The following is an 18,813-nucleotide window of genomic DNA, read 5'->3' as shown; positions in this document are numbered from 1 at the left end:
CATGCCCTTTCCCGCCCTGCTGATCGCCAACCGTGGCGAGATCTCCATTCGCATCGCCCAGGCCTGCGCCGAACTCGGTATCCGCAGCGTCGCGGTGTACGCCGAGGACGACAGCGCCTGCCTGCACACGCGCAAGGCCGACCTGGCCGTGGCGCTGGTCGGCCGCGGTGTCGCGGCCTATCTGGATATGGATCAGCTCATTGGCATCGCCCGTGAACAGGGCTGCACGGCCATCCACCCCGGCTACGGTTTTCTCGCCGAGAACGCCGAGTTCGCCCGCCGCTGCCAGGCCGCCGGGCTGACCTTCGTCGGCCCGACGCCCGAGACGCTGCAACTGTTCGGCGACAAGGCCGCCGCCCGCGACCTGGCCGAGCGCTGCGACGTACCACTGGTGCCCGGCATCAACCAGGCAGTGACGCCGGAGCAGGCCGCGGACTTTCTTGCCGAGCACGGCAGCGTGATGCTCAAGGCCCTGGCCGGCGGCGGCGGGCGCGGCATGCGTGCGGTGGAGGGTGCCGCGCAACTGGCCGAGGCCTTCGCCCGCTGCGCCTCCGAGGCTCAGGGCGCCTTCGGCAGCGGCGCGCTGTATGTGGAGAAGCGCGTGCGCCGCGCCCGGCATATCGAAGTGCAGGTGCTCGGCGACGGCAGCGGCGCAGTCAGCCATCTGTGGGAACGCGACTGCAGCCTGCAGCGTCGCCACCAGAAGCTGGTGGAGATCGCGCCCAGCCCCGAGCTGGATGCGGCCACCCGCGAGGCCATCATCGCCAGCGCCCTGCGCCTGGCGGCCGAGGTGCAGTATCGCGGCATCGGCACCTTCGAGTTCCTCCTCGACCTCGACCAGCCGGGGCGCTTCTACTTCATGGAAGCCAACCCACGCGTGCAGGTGGAGCACACCGTCACCGAACAGGTCACTGGCGTCGACCTGCTGCACACGCAACTGCACCTGGCCGCCGGCAAAAGCCTGGCTGAGCTGGGCCTGCGAACACCGCCCACGCCGAACGGCTATGCCGTGCAGCTGCGTCTGAATCTGGAAAGCCTGCTCGCCGATGGCAGCGCGCGCCCGGCCAGCGGCGTGCTCGGCGCCTACCAGCCGCCCTCCGGCCCGGGCCTGCGTGTGGATGGCTGCGGCTATGCCGGCTACGTCGTCAGTCCGGCCTACGATTCGCTGATCGCCAAACTGATCGCCAGCGCCAGCGACTACCCCAGCGCCCTGCGCCGCGCCTATCGGGGGCTGTGCGAGTTCCGTATCGACGGCGTGGCGAGCAACCTGCACCTGCTGCAGAACCTGCTGCAGCACGAGTCGGTGATCGCCAATCAGGTCGACACCACCTATGTCGAACGTCATCTGGGCGAGTTGCTGGCCCCTCGCGAACAGGCCCACCCGCACCGTTACTTCGCCGGCGACACATCTGCGCAAAACGCCAGAGCCAGCCTCGACGCCCCGCCCGGCACTTTGGCGCTGAATGCGCCCAGCGCTGGCGTGCTGGTCAGCCTGGCGGTGGCCGAGGTGGATGGCCTCGCCGAGCATTGCGAGCAGGCGCTGGACCTGGCGCATATCCGCGCCGATCTGGCCGAAGTGCTGGAGCGCCAGGCACGCCTGACCGATGCACGCCGTCCCGAAGCCGTGGCGAAAAGGCGCAAGACCGGCCAGCGCACCGTGCGCGAGAACCTCGCGGACCTGCTCGATAAGGGCAGCTTTATCGAATACGGCGCCATGGCCCTGGCCGCCCAGCGTCGTCGACGCTCGCCCGAGGAACTGCTGGAGCTGAGCCCGGCCGATGGCCTGGTCGCCGGTATCGGCACGGTGAACGCCGCGAGTTTCGGCAGCGAGGCGGCGCGCTGCATGGCCATCGCCTACGACTACACGGTATTCGCCGGCACTCAGGGCGTGATGAACCACAAGAAGACCGACCGCATGCTGGCCCTGGCCGAACAATGGCGTCTGCCGGTGGTGCTGTTCGCCGAAGGCGGCGGCGGGCGGCCGGGGGATACCGACTTCGTCGGCGTGGCCGGGCTGGACTGCCACACCTTCGTCGCCATGGCCAAGCTTTCCGGCCTGGTGCCGACGGTGGGCGTGGTTTCCGGCCGCTGCTTCGCCGGTAACGCCGCGCTGCTCGGCTGCTGCGACGTGATCATCGCCACTCGTAACGCCAGCATCGGTATGGCCGGCCCGGCGATGATCGAAGGCGGCGGTCTCGGCAGTTTCATCCCCGAGCAGGTCGGCCCGACCACCGTGCAGGGCCCCAACGGGGTGATCGACGTGCTGGTGGAGGACGAAGCCGCAGCGGTCGCCGTGGCCAAGCAGTACCTGGGCTATTTCCAGGGCCCTCTCAGCGACTGGCAGTGCAGCGATCCCCGCGAGTTGCGCCATGTGATCCCGGAAAACCGCCTGCGCGTGTACGACATCCGCAAGGTGATCGAGCTGCTGGCCGACAGCGGCAGCGTGCTGGAGCTGCGCCGTCAGTTCGCACCCGGTCTGATCACCGCGTTGATCCGCATCGAGGGCAAGCCCTTCGGCCTGATCGCCAATAACCCCGCACACCTGGGCGGCGCCATCGATGCCGTGGCCGGCGACAAGGCCGCGCGCTTCCTGCAACTGTGCGAGGCCCATGACCTGCCCATCGTCTCGCTGTGCGACACCCCCGGTTTCATGGTCGGCCCGCAAGCCGAGCAGCAGGCCACGGTGCGCCACGTCTCGCGCCTGTTCGTCACCGCCGCCAGCCTCACGGTGCCCTTCTTCACCCTGGTGCTGCGCAAGGGCTACGGCCTCGGCGCCCAGGCCATGGCCGCCGGCAGCTTCCATTCGCCGCTGTTCACCGCCGCCTGGCCCAGTGGCGAGTTCGGCGCCATGGGCCTGGAAGGTGCGGTACGTCTGGGCTTCGCCAAGGAACTGGCGGCCCAGCCGGACGAGGCCGCGCGCCAGGCGCTGTTCGACAAGCTGGTGGCCAAGGCCTACGACAACGGCAAGGCGCTGAACATGGCCAGCTATCTTGAGATCGACGCCGTGATCGACCCGGCCGACAGCCGCGCCTGGCTGCTGCGCGGCCTCAATGCGGCGCCGCGCCCGCCGCGACACGACGGCAAGAAACGGCCCTTCATCGACACCTGGTAAGGACATCTCCATGCATATCGATCACCGCCTGCTCGCCGTCAATGGCATCGAACTCAGCCTGTACAGCACCGGCCCCGAGCACGGCAAGCCGGTGTGGCTGCTGCATGGCTTTCCCGAATGCTGGTACGCCTGGCATCCGCAGATCGAGGCGCTGGCCGCCGCCGGCTATCGGGTGTTCACCCCGGAAATGCGCGGCTACGGCGCCAGCAGCGCGCCGGCCGATCCGGCGGCCTATGACCTGCTCACCCTGTGCGGCGATATCCAGGCGGCGATGGACATACTAGGTCAGCGCGAGGCAGCGGTGGTCGGCCACGACTGGGGCGCGCCGGTGGCCTGGCACCTGGCGCTGCTGGAGCCCGAGCGGATCAGGGCACTCGGTGCGCTGTCGGTGCCCTTCGGCGGCCGACCGAAACGCCCGGCCATCGAGATGATGCGCGAGGCCTATGCCGGGCGCTTCCACTACATCCTCTACTTCCAGCAAGCGGGGCTGGCCGAGGCCGAACTGGACGAAGACATCGGCCGCAGCCTGCGCCTGCTGCTTGGCGGCCTCGGCGATGCCCTGCTGGCAACGGACAAACCGGCCGATGCGCGGCTGTTCGACGGCATGCCGGAGGACCTGCCCCTGCCGCCCTGGTGCAATGAGGCGATGTTTGCCCACTACCTACGCACCTTCGAGCGCCACGGCTTTCGCGGCGCGCTGAACTGGTACCGCAACTTCGAGCGCAACTGGCAGCGCACCGAGCACCTGGCCGGGCTTAAGGTGATGCAGCCGACGCTGTTTTTGCTCGGCGAGAATGACCCGGTAGGCCGCTTAGAGGCGCCGACCCTGCAACGCATGAGCGACAAGGTGCCGCACCTGGAACGCCACGACCTGCTCGGCGCCGGCCACTGGCTGCAGGGCGAATGCGGCGGGCGGGTCAGCGCCCTGCTGCTGGACTTCCTGGCGCGAAACTACCAATAACGGCGATGTGGTCAGCAGATTGGGCTGTTTTCCTGGCATCAGGTAAACTGCCGCATCTTTTACGCCTATAACGATTCGCCTGATGCCGACCACTTTCCACGAGATCCCCCGCGAGCGCCCGTTGACGCCGCTGCTCGACAGCGCCAACACGCCGGACGAACTGCGCCGCCTGGCCGAAGCGGACCTGGAAACCCTCGCCGACGAACTGCGCCAATACCTGCTCTACAGCGTGGGCCAGAGCGGCGGGCACTTCGGTGCCGGCCTCGGCGTGATCGAGCTGACCATCGCCCTGCACTACGTCTTCGACACCCCCGATGACCGTCTGGTGTGGGACGTCGGCCACCAGGCCTACCCGCACAAGATCCTCACCGGCCGTCGCGAGCGCATGGGCACCCTGCGCCAGAAGGATGGCCTGGCCGCCTTCCCGCGCCGCAGCGAGAGCGAGTACGACACCTTCGGCGTCGGCCATTCCAGCACCAGCATCAGCGCCGCCCTGGGCATGGCCATCGCCGCCCGACTGAAAGGCGAGAAGCGCAAGAGCGTGGCGGTGATCGGCGACGGCGCACTGACCGCCGGCATGGCCTTCGAGGCGCTGAACCACGCCACCGACGTCGGCGCCAACATGCTGGTGATCCTCAACGACAACGACATGTCGATCTCCAAGAATGTCGGCGGCCTGTCCAACTACCTGGCCAAGATCATCTCCAGCCGCACCTACGCCAGCATGCGCGAGGGCAGCAAGAAGATCCTCTCGCGCCTGCCCGGCGCCTGGGAAATCGCGCGCAAGGTCGAGGAACATGCCAAAGGCATGCTGGTACCCGGCACCCTGTTCGAGGAACTGGGCTGGAACTATGTCGGCCCCATCGACGGCCACGACCTGCCCACCCTGCTGGCTACCCTGCGCAATATGCGCGACCTGGACGGCCCGCAGTTCCTCCATGTGGTGACCAAGAAGGGCAAGGGCTTCGCCCCGGCCGAGGCCGACCCCATCGGCTACCACGCCATCACCAAGCTGGAACCGGTGACCCCGGTCGCCGCCCCGAAGAAGCCAAGCGGCCCGAAATACTCCAACGTGTTCGGCCAGTGGCTGTGCGACATGGCCGAGCAGGACGCGCGCCTGGTGGGCATCACCCCGGCGATGAAGGAAGGCTCCGACCTGGTGGCCTTCGCCGAGCGCTTCCCTGATCGCTACTTCGACGTGGCGATTGCCGAGCAGCACGCCGTGACCCTGGCCGCCGGTATGGCCTGCGAAGGCGCCAAGCCGGTGGTGGCGATCTACTCCACCTTCCTTCAGCGCGCCTATGACCAGTTGATCCACGACGTGGCCGTGCAGCACCTCGATGTGCTGTTCGCCATCGACCGCGCCGGCCTGGTCGGCGAAGACGGCCCTACCCATGCCGGCAGCTTCGACCTCTCCTACCTGCGCTGCATCCCCGGCATGCTGGTGATGACCCCGAGCGACGAGAACGAGCTGCGCCGCATGCTCACCACCGGCCACCTGTTCGAGGGCCCGGCGGCGGTGCGCTACCCACGCGGCACTGGCCCCAACGCGCCGCTCGATGCCGGCCTGGAGCCGCTGCAGATCGGCAAGGCCGTAGTACGCCGCCAGGGCCAGGGCGTCGCCCTGCTGGCCTTCGGCGTGCAACTGGCCGAAGCCCTGCGCGTCGGGGAAACCCTGGATGCCACGGTGGTCGACATGCGCTTCGTCAAACCCCTGGACGAAGCCCTGCTGCGCGAACTGGCAGGCAACCACGCGCTGCTGGTGACCCTCGAAGAAAACAGCATCATGGGTGGCGCCGGCAGTGCGGTTGGCGAATTCTTCGCCGCCGAGAACCGCCAGGTACCGCTGCTGCACCTCGGCCTGCCGGACTACTACGTCGAGCACGCCAAGCCGAGCCAGATGCTTGCCGAATGCGGCCTCGACGAAGCCGGTATCGAACGTGCGGTACGCGAGCGCCTGAAACAGCTCCAGCCCTGACCTGACGCACCGCCCGGCCCAGTTATTGCTAGGGTCTGTTGCCGTTTCGACGCGAGCCGCGTTGCTGCGTCAACGGCAACAGACCCTAATACTTGGCCTAGACTCCCTGCACAAGAATCTCCAATCAGCAGGGGACAGGGGCGCATCATGCAACTACGCAGTGATGGGATGGATTTCACCGGGCACGAGCGACGCTGGCTGCCCTGGTTCGGCAAGACCGGCAAACTGGCCATGCGCTGGTCTTGTCTGCTCAACTCCGGGCAGGTCGAGCGGGTCGAGAAGACCTTCGCGGGGCTGGCCCGCACCCGAGTCGATCTGCTGACCAATTGGGCCAGCCAGCACTGGCAGGCACTGGAACTCATCGCCGCCGGCCTGCAGCAGGCCTGGCCACTCTCCAGCAACACCGATCTGAAACGTCTGCACCAGCATCTGCCGGAAGTCTCCGAGCTGTTCGTGGTCGATGCCAGCGGCCTGATCATCGCCTCCACCCATGCCCCTCGAATCGGCCAGCGTCACGATGCCAAGGCCCTGGCAGCAGGCCTGGCCGGGCAGTTCCTGCATGGCCCCTATGTCGACCCGCTGACCCTGCAACTGGGGGCCACCACCTCGAAGTTCCACGATGCCGTGACCCTGATGTTCCATCAGCCTCTGCACCAGGCCGGCAAGGCGCTCGGCTGCCTGTGCGCGCGCATCCCCAACGACGTGCTCAGCGATCTGATCCAGCGCGAGGCCGGTCACGTCTACCGCGACTCCGGCGATAACTACCTGTTCATGGTCAAAAGTGTGCACGATCCGCAGATCGTGCCAGGCACCGCCCTGTCCCGCTCGCGCTTCGAGGACGACACCTTCACCGGCGGCGACAACCTGAAACAGGGCGTGAAAACCCCCTTCGGCACCGTTAAGGTGCAGCATCACACCGAGTTCGAGCTGCGCTTCACCGACCCTTCCAGCGGCCAGTTGCATCCAGGGGTGCGGGAAACCATCCGCAAGGGGCACAACCTGTTCGCCCTGTACCCGGGCTACCCGGACTATCGCTACGTGCCGGTGATCGGTGCCGGCCTGACCTTGCAGATGCCCGGCTCCCCGGACACCTGGGGGCTGATGTGCGAAGGCGACCTGGAAGAGGTCTACCGCCAGCGCAGTCTCGGTTACAGGCTGACCAGCCACCTGCTGTTCGGCCTGCTGGCATTGGGCCTGCTGAACTGGCAATTACCACGCCTGCTGCCAACCCATGCCAACGCGCTGAGCATCACTGCCAGCGCCCTGCTGCTGCTCGTTTACTGGGCCTTCAGCCTGCGCCCACGCATACGCCAGCTCCAGGCGCTATCGGACTTCTTCCTGGAAACCGCCGAGTGCGGGGCGCCGCTGAGCAACCGCCTGCAACTGCAGCGTTTCAGCAGTGACGAGGCTGGCGCGCTGGCCGGCTGGGTCAATAGTTTCGTCGACAAGATGGACAACACCATGCAGGGCATTCTCAGCGCCGGGGCGGCCCTGCAGCAGAGTTCCAGCGACCTCAGCCGCATTTCCAGCAGTGCCAGCCAGTGTGCTGGCGAGGGACAGACGGCGGCGGTATCCACGGCCCGCGCGATGGTGGAGGTCAACCACAGCATCGGCGAAGCCACCGCCTACATAGTCGACAGCGAACGCGCCTCGCAACAGGCCCTGGCCATGACCCGCCAGGGCAGCGTGGCGGTCAAGCACAACGCCGAGGAAGTCAGCCAGTTGGCCGAGCGCATCAAGCAGTCCAGCCAGACCCTGCAAGCCCTGAACCAGCAGACCGAGGCCATCCAGCACATCAGCGAGGCCATTCACGCCATCGCCGACCAGACCAACCTGCTAGCGCTCAACGCCGCCATCGAGGCGGCACGCGCAGGCGACAGCGGACGCGGCTTCGCTGTGGTCGCCGATGAGGTGCGCAACCTGGCCAGGCGCACCTCGCAAGCGACCGAGGAGATCACCACCACATTGGCCAGCGTGCGCCAGCAGACGTTGGAGAGCATGCACAGCATGCACAGTTGCCAGGAAGCGGCGCAGCGCAGTGTGGCCCGCTCGGATGAGGCCACAGCAGCCCTGCAACGCATCCAGCATGACGTGGAGGCCATGCAAGACCGCCTCGCCAAGCTCAGCCAGAGCATGCAATCGCAACTGACCCAGGTGCATGCGGTCAACGAACAGGCCCAGGCCATCACTGGTGCCGCCGAGCGCAGTAGCCAGAGTGCCGAGGAGATCCTCCAGGCCGCTCAGGCACTGGCGCAACTGGTGCTGGATCTGCACAGGACGGCCAGTCGCCTCAGCCAGCAGGAGCCCACGACGAAGCCACGCGAGCTGCGCCACGAAAAGCAAGCGATGCCGCCCACGCCGACAAACCGCCCAAGCATGAACCCCGCTCATCGCTGAGTGAGCGGAGCTTGCTTGTCATTCCCACGGGCGCGCACTAAGGTGCGCGCACTTCATGTTCCGCCAGGGTGCGCTGCGCAAGCGGCGTTAAACGGGAAGTCGGTGCAATCCCGACGCTGCCCCCGCAACGGTAATCGACGGTAGCCGCAAGGCTGCAACGGCATCCAACAGCCACTGGGGCATCCTGGGAAGGCGGATGCCGGTCGAGAGCCCGGAGACCGGCCCTGACGGTGTGACTGCTGTTGCGGAGGGCGACAGGGTCGAGCGCCGCCCTGTCCGCGCTTGCGCCTGCCCCCTCGAACGTCTGCCGACCTTTGAGGAAAAACCATGAAACTGTCCCGCCTGGCCCTGGCCATCGCCCTTGTGCCCACGCTGTCACAGGCCGCCGAACCCTATGTGACCGAGCCGCTGGTGGTCACCTCCGGCCGCCAGGCCGAACCCCAGGCCCAGGCGACGGCGGCCACCAGCGTGTTCACGCGTGAGGATATCGAGCGTTTGCAGGCGCGCAGCGTGCCGCAGTTGCTCAGCCGCGTGCCCGGCGTGCAGGTTGGTAGCTCCGGCGGGGTGATTTCCTACTCCGTGCGCGGCACCAGTACCGCACAGACCCTGGTGCTGATCGACGGCCAACGCGTTGCCTCCGCTAGCAGTGGCATCGCCCGCCTGGACTACCTGAACATCGATAACGTGGAGCGCTTGGAAGTGACGCGCGGGCCGCGCTCATCCCTGTATGGCGCCGACGCCATTGGCGGGGTGATCCAGATTTTCACCCGCCGTGGCGAGGCAGGCCTGCAGCCACAGGTGCGCCTGGCGCTCGGCAGCCATCGTACCTTCCAGCGCAGCGTGACGCTGGCAGGCGGCGACGCGCGCACCACCTTCAACCTCGGTGGCAGCCTGGACGAAAGCCACGGCTGGGATCGCACCAGCGACGACGTCGGCGCCGACAGCGACCATGACGGCCTGCGCAACAAGGCCGTACATCTGAATCTGGATCATCGCTTCAGCGACGCCTGGCAAGCCGGGCTGAACCTGAACGACCAACGCGGCGACAGTGAATACGACGACGCTTACAGCTTCGCCCCCGGCCAGCCCCACGACGAGTTCCGCCTGAGCAGTTACAGCGGCTATCTGGATGGCCAGCTCAGCGATAGCTGGAACAGCCGTCTCGAACTGGGCCGCAGCTTCGACCGCAACAAGGCGCTGGGCGCGGCGGATAGCTGGAACAATGGCACGCTGGAAACCACACGCCACTCGGCGAGCTGGATCAATCGCCTGCAACTGGACGCCGCCAACCAACTGACCCTGGGCAGCGACTGGTACGAGGATCGGGTCGATGGCAGCACGGCATTTGCCGAAGACCAACGCGACAATCATGCCCTCTTCGCCCAGCACAGCTTCAAGGGCGAGCACTTCGGCACCGAACTGGGCCTGCGCCACGACGACAACCAGCGCTACGGCAGCCAGAATAGCTGGAATGCCGCGCTCAGCCTGCCCGTTGGCGACAGGCAGAGCTGGATCCTCAGCTATGCCGAGGGTTTTCGCGCGCCCACTTTCAGCGACCTCTACTACCCAGGTGCCGGCAACCCGAACCTGCAAGCGGAGACCTCGAAAACCTATGAGCTGCAATGGCGCGCCGACGCCTCCGGCACGCAGTTGAGCACGTCCCTGTATCGCACCGACATCGACGACATGATCGCCTGGGACAGCAACGCCAACCAGCCAGAGAACATCGCCAGGGCGCGCATCGATGGCTTCGAGGCCAGCGTTGCCCGCAACCTGCTGGGCTGGCGCGCCAACCTCGGCCTGAGCCTGATCGACCCGCGCGACCGCAGCAACGGCCATACCCTTGCCTACCGCGCACGGCGTACCCTGAGCCTGGATCTCGACCGGCAGTTCGGTGCTTTCACCGTAGGCGGCTCCTGGCGCGCGGTGAGCCAACGCTACGATGACGCCGCCAATACCCGCCAACTCTCCGGCTATGGCGTACTCGACCTGCGCAGCAGTTGGCAGAGCACGCCCGAACTGCGCTGGGATCTGAAGCTGGACAATGTGTTGGATCGTCGCTACGCCCTGAGCAACTACATGCGACCGACCAGCGCGCTGGACTTCGTGGGCGAGCCACGCCCCTACCGAGATGCCGGCCGCACCGCGCTGCTGGCGGTGACCTGGACGCCAGCGCTGTAGATTCGATGTGGATGGGGTTAGTTGCAGTTTTGGAGTGGACTGCTTGTTTGATACCGGACTGGCAAGTTTGTGTGATCTTGTTGGCTTGCGTTGGTGTTCTGGACTCCGCTTCGGGTGTTTTCAGATATCCCGGGTTTCGCCCCCTCGGGCGACTCACTTTTCTTTGAACTGCGCAAAGAAAAGTAAGCAAAAGAAACGCACCCCCGCCATCTGGGTCTCGCTGCGCTCGACTTCCCTCACTCCGGCATCGCTCCGGGGTCGGCGTACATGGGCCGTCCCTGGCCCATTACGCGGGGCCGCCATCGGTATCTCGCAGCATCCATGCCGCTCGCCCCCTACGTTCGGCCTCCTGAAGGGGGAGTTAGCGCGCCTGAACGTACACTGGCTCCGGGCATGCCCGGCGTGTTCTGGTAACAGCGAAGTCACGACGTGGCCGTCGGTTAAACCAAAACTTTCATTCGCGTGATTTCATCCGCATGGATAGCTTGCCGGCTTTCAGCCGGCATTCGGGTCAGCCCTAAGGCTGACCTCATGCTCAAGCACTCAGAGCCCTTGGGAATAACCGCACGTTCAGGCGCGTGCAGAGCCCGCCCAGGAGGGCGAACGGAATCGCCGTGGAAGAGGTTGAGCGGCATGGATGTCGCGACGACTGCATGGATGCAGGAGGTAGAGCGACGCAGGATGCCAAAGCCGAGAGCCGCGATGGGCCAAGGATGGCCCACCGCGGCGGGCCTCTGGAGCGGTGATGGAGTGAGCGAACCCTCGCGCAGCAGGGCGGGGGCGCCTAGCTCGGATGATCGGGCGGAGGGTTTTGGTTACTTTTGCTCGTCAAAAGTGACTCGCCCGGGAGGGCGAAACCAGAAACATCAACAAAAACGCGGCAATTCGGAACAGGCACAAGAACAACCAACACCGTATTACCAAGCCAGCCCCTGCAAAGAACTACTGCCCAACGCAACTCCACCAGGACGACACCATGGGCGAGGCTCCAGGCACGAGCCGTCGCTGGCCTGAACAAACTCAACGCGCCACAGCAAGCCGCTCACACAACGCCTCGATAGCCCCGAGCATCTGCCCGCTCGGCCGCTCCAGTCCCTTGTCCGGCACCGTCCAGACCTGCCCCAGACGCACGGCATGGATCTGCGGCCAGGCCTGCCAGGTACTCAGCTCGGCGTCGCTGCCGCCAAGGATCACATCGGGATCTCGCGCCAGCACCGCCTCCACACTGACTTGCGGCGCCGGCTGCGGCAGATCGTCGAACAGGTTGCGCGCACCGCACACCGCCAATGCCTCACCGATCAACTGGTTGCCGCCAATGGTGTACAGCGGCTGGTGCCAAACCTGATAGAACACACCGAGCGGACGCTCGCGTCGATAACGTGCACGCAGTTCGGCCAGTCCTTGACGCAACGTGGTGGCCAGTCGCTCGCCCTGCTCGGGGCGGCCGATGCGCTCGGCGATGGTGGTGAAGGCACGGCTCAGTTGCGCCAGCGTTCGCGGCTCGACCGTCAGAAGCGGAATGCCGAAGTCCTGCAGCTGCGCCTGCTGCGCGGGCGGCACGCTCCCCGGTGCAATCAGGATCAGGTCGGGAGCAAGCTGCAGCAGGCGCTCGAACTCGAGCTGACCGTAACGGCCAACCCTTGGCAGATGCTTCAGCGCAGCCGGTTGGTCATCGCCCTCGAGCACACCGACCAGCCGATCGGCGGCATCCAGCTCCAGCATGATTTCGCTGAGCGAGGGCGCCAGGCTGATCACCCGCTCGGCGGCTTGCAACGGCAGCGCCAGCAGGCACAGAACCAGCAGCAGCGTGCGCATCAGCCCAGTTGGCGGGGAATACGATAAAGCAGGTGGATGACGACGCTGGAGAAAGTCAGCAGCACCAGCGGCACCGCTTCCAGCCCCGCCAGCACCGCCAGGGCAGCGATCCAGGCCGGCAGGGCCGCACCCAGCAGGGCACGCAGGCGCACCCGGTCAAGCTCCAGCCAGGCGGCCGGCTCTTCGGGACTGTCCAGGGCCTTGTCAGTGCCGATCAGGGCCTGCTTGTAGGCCTTGAACAGCGGCAGGCTGACGAACATCGAGGCGATGCCGGCGATGAACAGCGGCATGGCCAACAGCGCAGGGCCACCACCGCCGAACAGGGCATTGAGGATGATTACCGGCAGCACGGCCACGGCCAGTTGCCGCCACCAGGCCAGCGCCAGGCGCCGCTTGACCTGGGCGCGGGTCACAGGACTTCCTCGGCCTCGCCTTGATGCAGGTTGCCGAGCATGTGCCCGAGCTTGCCGGCCTTGGTGGCGAGGTATTTGCGGTTGTGCGGGTTCTGCCCCACCTGCAAGGGTCGGCGTTCGGCCACGCGCAGGCCGAAGCCTTCCATCGCCTTGACCTTGCGCGGGTTGTTGGTCATCAGCTTGAGGCTCTTGATGCCCAGGTGTTCGAGCATGGGCAGGCAGATGGCGTAATCACGCATGTCGGCGCCGAAGCCCAGGCGCTCATTGGCTTCGACGGTATCGGCACCGCCATCTTGCAGCTCATAGGCGCGAATCTTGTTCAGCAGGCCGATGCCACGGCCTTCCTGGCGCAGGTACAGGAGCACGCCACGGCCCTCGGCGGAGATCGCCTGCAACGCCGCTTCGAGCTGTGCTCCGCAGTCGCAGCGCAGGCTGAACAGGGCATCGCCGGTCAGGCATTCGGAATGCAGCCGGCCCAGCACCGGCTCGCCATCGGCCACATCGCCGAAGGTCAGGGCAACATGCTCCTTGCCGGTGGCCTCATCGAGAAAGCCGTGCATGGTGAACACACCGAAGGGCGTAGGCAGTTGGGAGGCGGCGACGAACAGAACGGACACCGAATGCTCCTGGCAGTGAATACGAAACAGGGCCGGCATTGTAGCAGCAGGCCAGCGTGGCGGGTCAGTCGGAATTACCGATCATCTTCATCGAAAACGGCATATCAGGAACCCTCAGAGGCGCGACTCGAGCACCAGCATGCCCTGCTCCTCGCGCCAGCCCACGCGGTTGAGAAAGCTCATGCCGAGCAGCGCCTCGGTGGGCGAGCCGCCTTCCAGCACCACCGCCTCGACGCCCAGCACTTCGATATCGCCCACCTTCACCCGGTCGAGGGTCACCTGCCAGCCACGGCTGATGCCGCTGGCGGTATTGACCTGCAACGGCCGACCACTGGCACGAAAGTCGATGCCCAGACGCCGTGCCTGCCCTTCGTTGAGCGCCACCGAGGTGGCGCCGGTGTCCACCAGGAACGGCAGGTTATGGCCGTTGACCGAGCCCGTGATCCAGTAGTGCCCTCCAGGCCCCTTGGCGATGCTCAGGCGCTTCTTCAGCGGCTCGGCGTAGCCACCGCTGTATTCGCGGCTGAGCGGGTAGAGATGTTCGACACCATCGACGCGCAAGATCGCGCCCTGTTTGTCGACCTGCACCACCACCACGCCGCCCGGCCCGGTCTGACCTTCGCGAACCAGTTTGCGCTGGCCATCGACATTGATCACCGCCGCATCTGGAAACAGACCGACGACCTGCACCTGAGAGGCCGCACACACAGCCGAGGCGCCCAACAGCGAAAGAGCGAGGATGGCACGGCGCAGCATGAAGGCAGCCTCCTGATTCAGAACGGATAGGGTTGTTGCCAACGCTTGAAGATCGGCCGCAGTTCGCCGCTGGCCACCAGTTGCTCCATGCGCTGATCGAAGATTCCAGCCAGTTGACGCCCTTTCGGGCTGGCGACGAAGCCGAGAAACAAAGGGATGTCCGCAAGCTTGGTCATGCGGTAACGATCACCCTGTTCGGCCTCGCCGAGCACATCCTCGACCTCGGTGAGCGAATCGATGTACAGATCCGCATTACCGAGATCGAGCATGCGCAGGATACCGCCGCGGCGCTGCACTTCCCGGTACTCACGCACATTGGGCAGAAATTCCTGGAATCCGTAGCCGTGAACCCAGGCCAGACGATAGCTGCCGAGGGTGTCCAGGCTCGGTGCCGGCGTGCTGCTGAGCCCCAGAGCAACGATATGGTCATCGTCATAGTGCCACTTGGGGTAGAGCACGCCATCGTCGATCTCGCCGCGGTAGGCACCGACCCAGGCGTCGGCCTCGCCGCGCTGCACCAGGCCGATCGAACGGGTATAAGGCTCGCTCTGAATACGCAGGCGCACCCCGGCGGGCTCGAAGACCTTGCGCAGCACGTCCCAGGCCAGGCCGCTGCCATCGGCATTGCTGTAATCACGCCAGGCTTCGCTGACGATGTGAATCTCGCTCGCCCGCTCGTTCGCTTCCAGCAGCGGCGCGAAACCGAGGAACAACAACAGGATCAGCCAGACGCGCCTCATGACCTAGAGCCCCAGGATCGAACCATAGCGAGCCCAGCTCCACACCAGGCCCTGCATCGCCAGCCAGGCGAACACGCCGGCGATCACATCGTCGAGCATGATGCCAACCCCGCCATGCACGTGCCGATCGATCCAGCGAATCGGCCAGGGTTTGACGATGTCGAACAGGCGGAACATGAGAAAGCCCAGCAACAACCAGACCCAGCCCTCGGGCACCAGCCACAGGGTGATCCACATACCGACCATCTCGTCCCAGACGATGCCTTCGTGGTCGTGCACGCGCAGGTCGTCGGCCACCTTGCCGCACAGCCAGAAGCCGAACAGCATGGTCACCCCGAGCATCAGCCAGTAGCCCCAGTCCGGCAGCATCTGCCACAGCGGCACGAACGGCAGCGCCACCAGCGAGCCCCAGGTGCCCGGAGCCTTGGGCAGGGTGCCGGAGCCGAAGCCGAAGGCGATGAAGTGCCAGGGATTACGCCATACCGAGGGTGGTACGTATTCGGCGGGAACCTGGTTGGGGTGATCGGTCACACGCGCTCCGCTCTTTCAGAAATGTTGATAGCCGCCGTGCGGCGCTTCGATGACCTGCCCCGCCGCGTCCAGCAGGTGCACACCTCGCCCGGCCACCACCTGGCCGATCATACGCACTTCGGGCCAGTCAGCCTGAATGACAGACAACCGCTCAGGCGGCAAGGTAAAGGCTAGCCGGTAATCGTCACCACCGGACAATGCGCAGGATAATGCGCGTTCATGACCGATCAGGGCGCACAGGGCGGCAGACAGCGGGATACGAGCTGCCTCGATCTGCAAGGCGACGCCGGAGGCCTTGGCAATATGACCGCAGTCGGCCAACAGGCCGTCGGAGATATCCAGGGCAGCCGTTGCCTGGCCACGCAATGCCTGGCCCAGCGCCAATTGCGGCATGGGCGACCAGTAACGCGCCAGCAAGGGCTCACTGATCTCGGCCGCCGCCTCATGCTGGCCCAGCACCAGCGGCAAGGCGCCAGCGGCATCGCCCAGTTGACCACCTACGCAGAGCAGATCGCCCTCTCGCGCGCCTGAACGCGTCAGCGCCTGACCAGCCGGAACACGGCCGAACACGGTCAGGGTCATGCTCAACGGGCCACGGGTAGTGTCGCCACCGACCAGCGCCAGCGTGCAGGCTGCGGCCATGCGCTGCAGCCCCTTGGCAAAGGCCTCCAGCCAGACGGCATCGGCCTGGTCGAGGGTCAGCGCCAGCGTGAAGGCCACGGGCGTCGCACCCATGGCGGCCAGATCGCTTGCGGAAACCGCCAGGGCGCGCTGGCCCAGCAGGAAAGGATCGCAGACGGCGGGGAAATGCACGCCGGCCACCAGAGTATCGGTGGATACCGCTAGCTGTTCGCCAGTCGACACGGCCAGCAGCGCGCAGTCATCGCCGATGCCGCGCACCACGCCATCCCCGCCCTGTGCACAGGGCGCCGTGGCGAAGTAGCGCTGGATCAGCTCGAATTCACCCACGGACCATGCCTGCCGCCTGGAGCACCGGACTCAACGCTTGTTGGCGCCGACTTCCGCCGACCGCAGCTTGGGTGCCAGCTTGTCCAGCACGCCGTTGACGAACTTGTGCCCGTCGGTGGCACCGAACACCTTGGCCAGCTCGATACCCTCGTTGATCACCACCTTGTAGGGCACGTCGACGCGATGCATCAGCTCGTAGGTGGACAGGCGCAGGATGGCCAGCTCGACCGGGTCCATGTCGTCCAGCGGACGATCGAGCAACGGCGCGAAGGCCGCGTCCAGCTCGGTCTTGTGCCGTGGCACACCGTGCAGGATCTCATGGAAGTAAGCCCCGTCGACCTTGCTGAAATCGTTGTCGACGCGGAACTGCGCTTCGATCTCGTTCAGCGGCTGACCGGCGATATGCCAGGAGTACAGGGCCTGCATGGCCAGGGTACGGGCCTCGCGGCGGGCGAGGATCTTGCCGCTGGGGCCCTTCTTGGCCGGCTGGCCGTTACCGGAGTTGCTCACTTGGCCTCCAACTGCGCCAGCAGGCTGACCATTTCCAGGGCAGACAGCGCAGCTTCGGCACCCTTGTTACCCGCCTTGGTGCCGGAACGTTCGATGGCTTGTTCGATGGAGTCGACGGTCAGCACGCCGAAGGCGACCGGTACGCCGTATTCCATGGAAACCTGAGCCAGGCCCTTGGTGCACTCGCCAGCCACATACTCGAAGTGCGGCGTGCCGCCACGGATCACCGCACCGAGGGCGATGATGGCCGCGTACTCACCACGCTGAGCGACCTTCTGAGTCACCAGCGGAATCTCGAAGGCACCCGGCGCGCGGATGATGGTGATGTCGCTCTCACTCACGCCGTGGCGCACCAGGGCGTCGATGGCGCCACTGACCAGGCTCTCGACGACGAAGCTATTGAAACGGCCCACCACCAGGGCGTATTTGCCCTTAGGGGCGATGAAGGTACCTTCGATGGTCTTCAGGGTCATGACGGGTCTCACATGGGTTAAAGAGCCGGGGCGTCGATGTGCCCCGAAAATAAAATTCGTTTGTCAGCGTAGCCCGGATGCAATCCGGGGCCAGTGTGCCGATCTTCCCGGATTTCATCCGGGCTACGTGCTTTAGCTCCCCTCTCCCACTTGTGGGAGAGGGGTCGGGGGAGAGGGTTAGGCGTTGACCACAACACCCTCTCCCGCCCTGCGGGCACCCTCTCCCGCAAGCGGGAGAGGGTCATCAGATGCGGCTCTTCGAGCCGCCTGTTAATCAGCCGGCAGGTATTCTACAACCTCGAGGTCGAAGCCGGATATCGCGTTGAACTTCATCGGCGAGCTCATCAGGCGCATCTTGCGCACACCAAGGTCGCGCAGAATCTGCGAGCCGGCGCCCACGGTGCTGTAGGTCGCCGGGTTAGCCGGCTGCTGGCGGCTGATCAGGGCCAGTAGCTCGGGGCCGGTCAGCGGATTACCCAGCAGCAGCACCACGCCGCTGCCGGCCTTGGCCACTTCGGCCATGGCCGCGCGCAAGCTCCAGCGCCCCGGCTGATTGACCAGGAACAGGTCACGCAGCGGATCCATGTTGTGCACGCGCACCAGGGTCGGCTCATCGGCGCAGATGCTGCCCAGGGTCAGCGCCATGTGCGCGGTGTTTTCCACGCCATCGCGGTAGGTCACCAGGTTGAACTGGCCCAGTTCGGTATCCAGCGGCTGCTCGCTGATGCGTTCGACGGTGCGCTCGTGGATCAGACGGTAGTGGATCAGGTCAGCGATGGTGCCGATCTTGAGATCGTGCTCTTCAGCGAACTGCTCCAGCTCCGGGCGACGCGCCATGGTGCCGTCGTCGTTCATGATCTCGCAGATCACCCCGCTGGGCTCGAAGCCGGCCATGCGCGCCAGGTCGCAGGCCGCCTCGGTATGGCCGGCACGGGCCAGCACACCGCCGGGCTGGGCCATCAGCGGGAAGATATGGCCTGGGCTGACGATATCCTCTGCCACCGCGTTACGCGCCACGGCCGCCTGCACGGTACGCGCGCGGTCGGCGGCGGAAATACCGGTGGTCACGCCCTCGGCGGCCTCGATGGAAACGGTGAACTTGGTGCCGAAGCCGGAGCCGTTGCGCGGCGCCATCAGCGGCAGGTTGAGCAGCTCGCAGCGCTCGCGGGTCATCGGCATGCAGATCAGGCCACGGGCGAAGCGGGCCATGAAGTTGATGTGCTCGGCGGTGACGCATTCGGAGGCGATGATGATGTCGCCTTCGTTCTCGCGATCCTCGTCATCCATGAGAATGACCATCTTGCCGGCGCGGATGTCTTCGATCAGTTCTTCAGCGGTGTTGAGCGCCATGGGGGCGTCT

The 18,813-nt window shown here is 65.9% G+C and carries 15 protein-coding genes and 1 riboswitch; of the genes, 5 read left to right on the top strand and 10 right to left on the bottom strand.

Annotated elements, in window-relative coordinates; translation table 11 throughout:
- The first annotated feature begins 1 nt into the window (after position 1).
- From OU800_RS03610 to OU800_RS03590, 5 genes are all read left to right on the top strand, one after another.
- The gene (locus OU800_RS03610; RefSeq protein ID WP_268181238.1) at positions 2-3,112 is read left to right on the top strand and encodes a carboxyl transferase domain-containing protein; all 3,111 of its coding nucleotides are present in this window, start codon (positions 2-4) and stop codon (positions 3,110-3,112) included.
- A gap of 10 nt (positions 3,113-3,122) precedes the next feature.
- On the top strand, positions 3,123-4,073 hold the full coding sequence (locus OU800_RS03605; protein WP_268181236.1) for an alpha/beta fold hydrolase: 951 nt from the start codon (positions 3,123-3,125) through the stop codon (positions 4,071-4,073).
- Positions 4,074-4,155: 82 nt separating this feature from the next.
- Positions 4,156-6,051 carry a 1-deoxy-D-xylulose-5-phosphate synthase gene (gene dxs, locus OU800_RS03600; protein WP_268181234.1) on the top strand — a complete coding sequence of 632 codons (1,896 nt, stop codon included), beginning with the start codon at positions 4,156-4,158 and terminating at the stop codon, positions 6,049-6,051.
- Positions 6,052-6,198: 147 nt separating this feature from the next.
- On the top strand, positions 6,199-8,448 hold the full coding sequence (locus tag OU800_RS03595) for a methyl-accepting chemotaxis protein (RefSeq protein ID WP_268181233.1): 2,250 nt from the start codon (positions 6,199-6,201) through the stop codon (positions 8,446-8,448).
- Positions 8,449-8,497: 49 nt separating this feature from the next.
- A riboswitch (cobalamin riboswitch) is annotated at positions 8,498-8,689 on the top strand.
- 86 nt (positions 8,690-8,775) lie between these two features.
- Positions 8,776-10,629 carry a TonB-dependent receptor domain-containing protein gene (locus OU800_RS03590; RefSeq protein WP_268181231.1) on the top strand — a complete coding sequence of 618 codons (1,854 nt, stop codon included), beginning with the start codon at positions 8,776-8,778 and terminating at the stop codon, positions 10,627-10,629.
- 1,020 nt (positions 10,630-11,649) lie between these two features.
- On the opposite strand, the gene OU800_RS03585 is transcribed toward OU800_RS03590, so the two are convergent.
- From OU800_RS03585 to ribBA, 10 genes are all read right to left on the bottom strand, one after another.
- Positions 11,650-12,444, bottom strand: a complete 795-nt coding sequence (locus tag OU800_RS03585) for a cobalamin-binding protein (RefSeq protein WP_268181229.1) — start codon at positions 12,442-12,444, stop codon at positions 11,650-11,652.
- A complete protein-coding gene (locus OU800_RS03580; RefSeq protein WP_268181227.1) occupies positions 12,444-12,857 on the bottom strand; it encodes an MFS transporter in 414 nt (137 codons plus the stop codon). The genes OU800_RS03585 and OU800_RS03580 overlap by 1 nt, the downstream gene beginning before the upstream one ends.
- Positions 12,854-13,474 carry a GTP cyclohydrolase II gene (ribA, locus tag OU800_RS03575; protein ID WP_268181226.1) on the bottom strand — a complete coding sequence of 207 codons (621 nt, stop codon included), beginning with the start codon at positions 13,472-13,474 and terminating at the stop codon, positions 12,854-12,856. Before ribA ends, OU800_RS03580 begins: the two co-directional genes overlap by 4 nt.
- Positions 13,475-13,588: 114 nt before the next feature.
- Positions 13,589-14,230, bottom strand: a complete 642-nt coding sequence (locus tag OU800_RS03570) for a retropepsin-like aspartic protease family protein (RefSeq protein WP_268181224.1) — start codon at positions 14,228-14,230, stop codon at positions 13,589-13,591.
- A 17-nt stretch (positions 14,231-14,247) separates the two neighbouring features.
- Entirely contained in the window at positions 14,248-14,970 is a 723-nt protein-coding gene (locus OU800_RS03565; RefSeq protein WP_268181222.1) for a substrate-binding periplasmic protein, read from the bottom strand.
- A gap of 3 nt (positions 14,971-14,973) precedes the next feature.
- Entirely contained in the window at positions 14,974-15,501 is a 528-nt protein-coding gene (locus tag OU800_RS03560; RefSeq protein ID WP_268181221.1) for a phosphatidylglycerophosphatase A family protein, read from the bottom strand.
- A 15-nt stretch (positions 15,502-15,516) separates the two neighbouring features.
- Positions 15,517-16,470, bottom strand: a complete 954-nt coding sequence (thiL, locus tag OU800_RS03555; RefSeq protein WP_268181219.1) for a thiamine-phosphate kinase — start codon at positions 16,468-16,470, stop codon at positions 15,517-15,519.
- A gap of 30 nt (positions 16,471-16,500) precedes the next feature.
- The gene (nusB, locus tag OU800_RS03550) at positions 16,501-16,980 is read right to left on the bottom strand and encodes a transcription antitermination factor NusB (protein ID WP_268181217.1); all 480 of its coding nucleotides are present in this window, start codon (positions 16,978-16,980) and stop codon (positions 16,501-16,503) included.
- Positions 16,977-17,453 (bottom strand): 6,7-dimethyl-8-ribityllumazine synthase, encoded by a 477-nt coding sequence (gene ribH, locus OU800_RS03545; RefSeq protein ID WP_012019761.1) that lies wholly within the window; start codon positions 17,451-17,453, stop codon positions 16,977-16,979. Before ribH ends, nusB begins: the two co-directional genes overlap by 4 nt.
- A gap of 270 nt (positions 17,454-17,723) precedes the next feature.
- On the bottom strand, positions 17,724-18,803 hold the full coding sequence (ribBA, locus tag OU800_RS03540; RefSeq protein ID WP_268181215.1) for a bifunctional 3,4-dihydroxy-2-butanone-4-phosphate synthase/GTP cyclohydrolase II: 1,080 nt from the start codon (positions 18,801-18,803) through the stop codon (positions 17,724-17,726).
- Positions 18,804-18,813 lie beyond the last annotated feature (10 nt).

This window comes from Pseudomonas sp. GOM7 (assembly GCF_026723825.1).
Classification (GTDB): domain Bacteria; phylum Pseudomonadota; class Gammaproteobacteria; order Pseudomonadales; family Pseudomonadaceae; genus Aquipseudomonas.
Note: the sequence above shows the minus strand (reverse complement) of the source record. Positions and strands in the feature narration are given on the sequence as shown.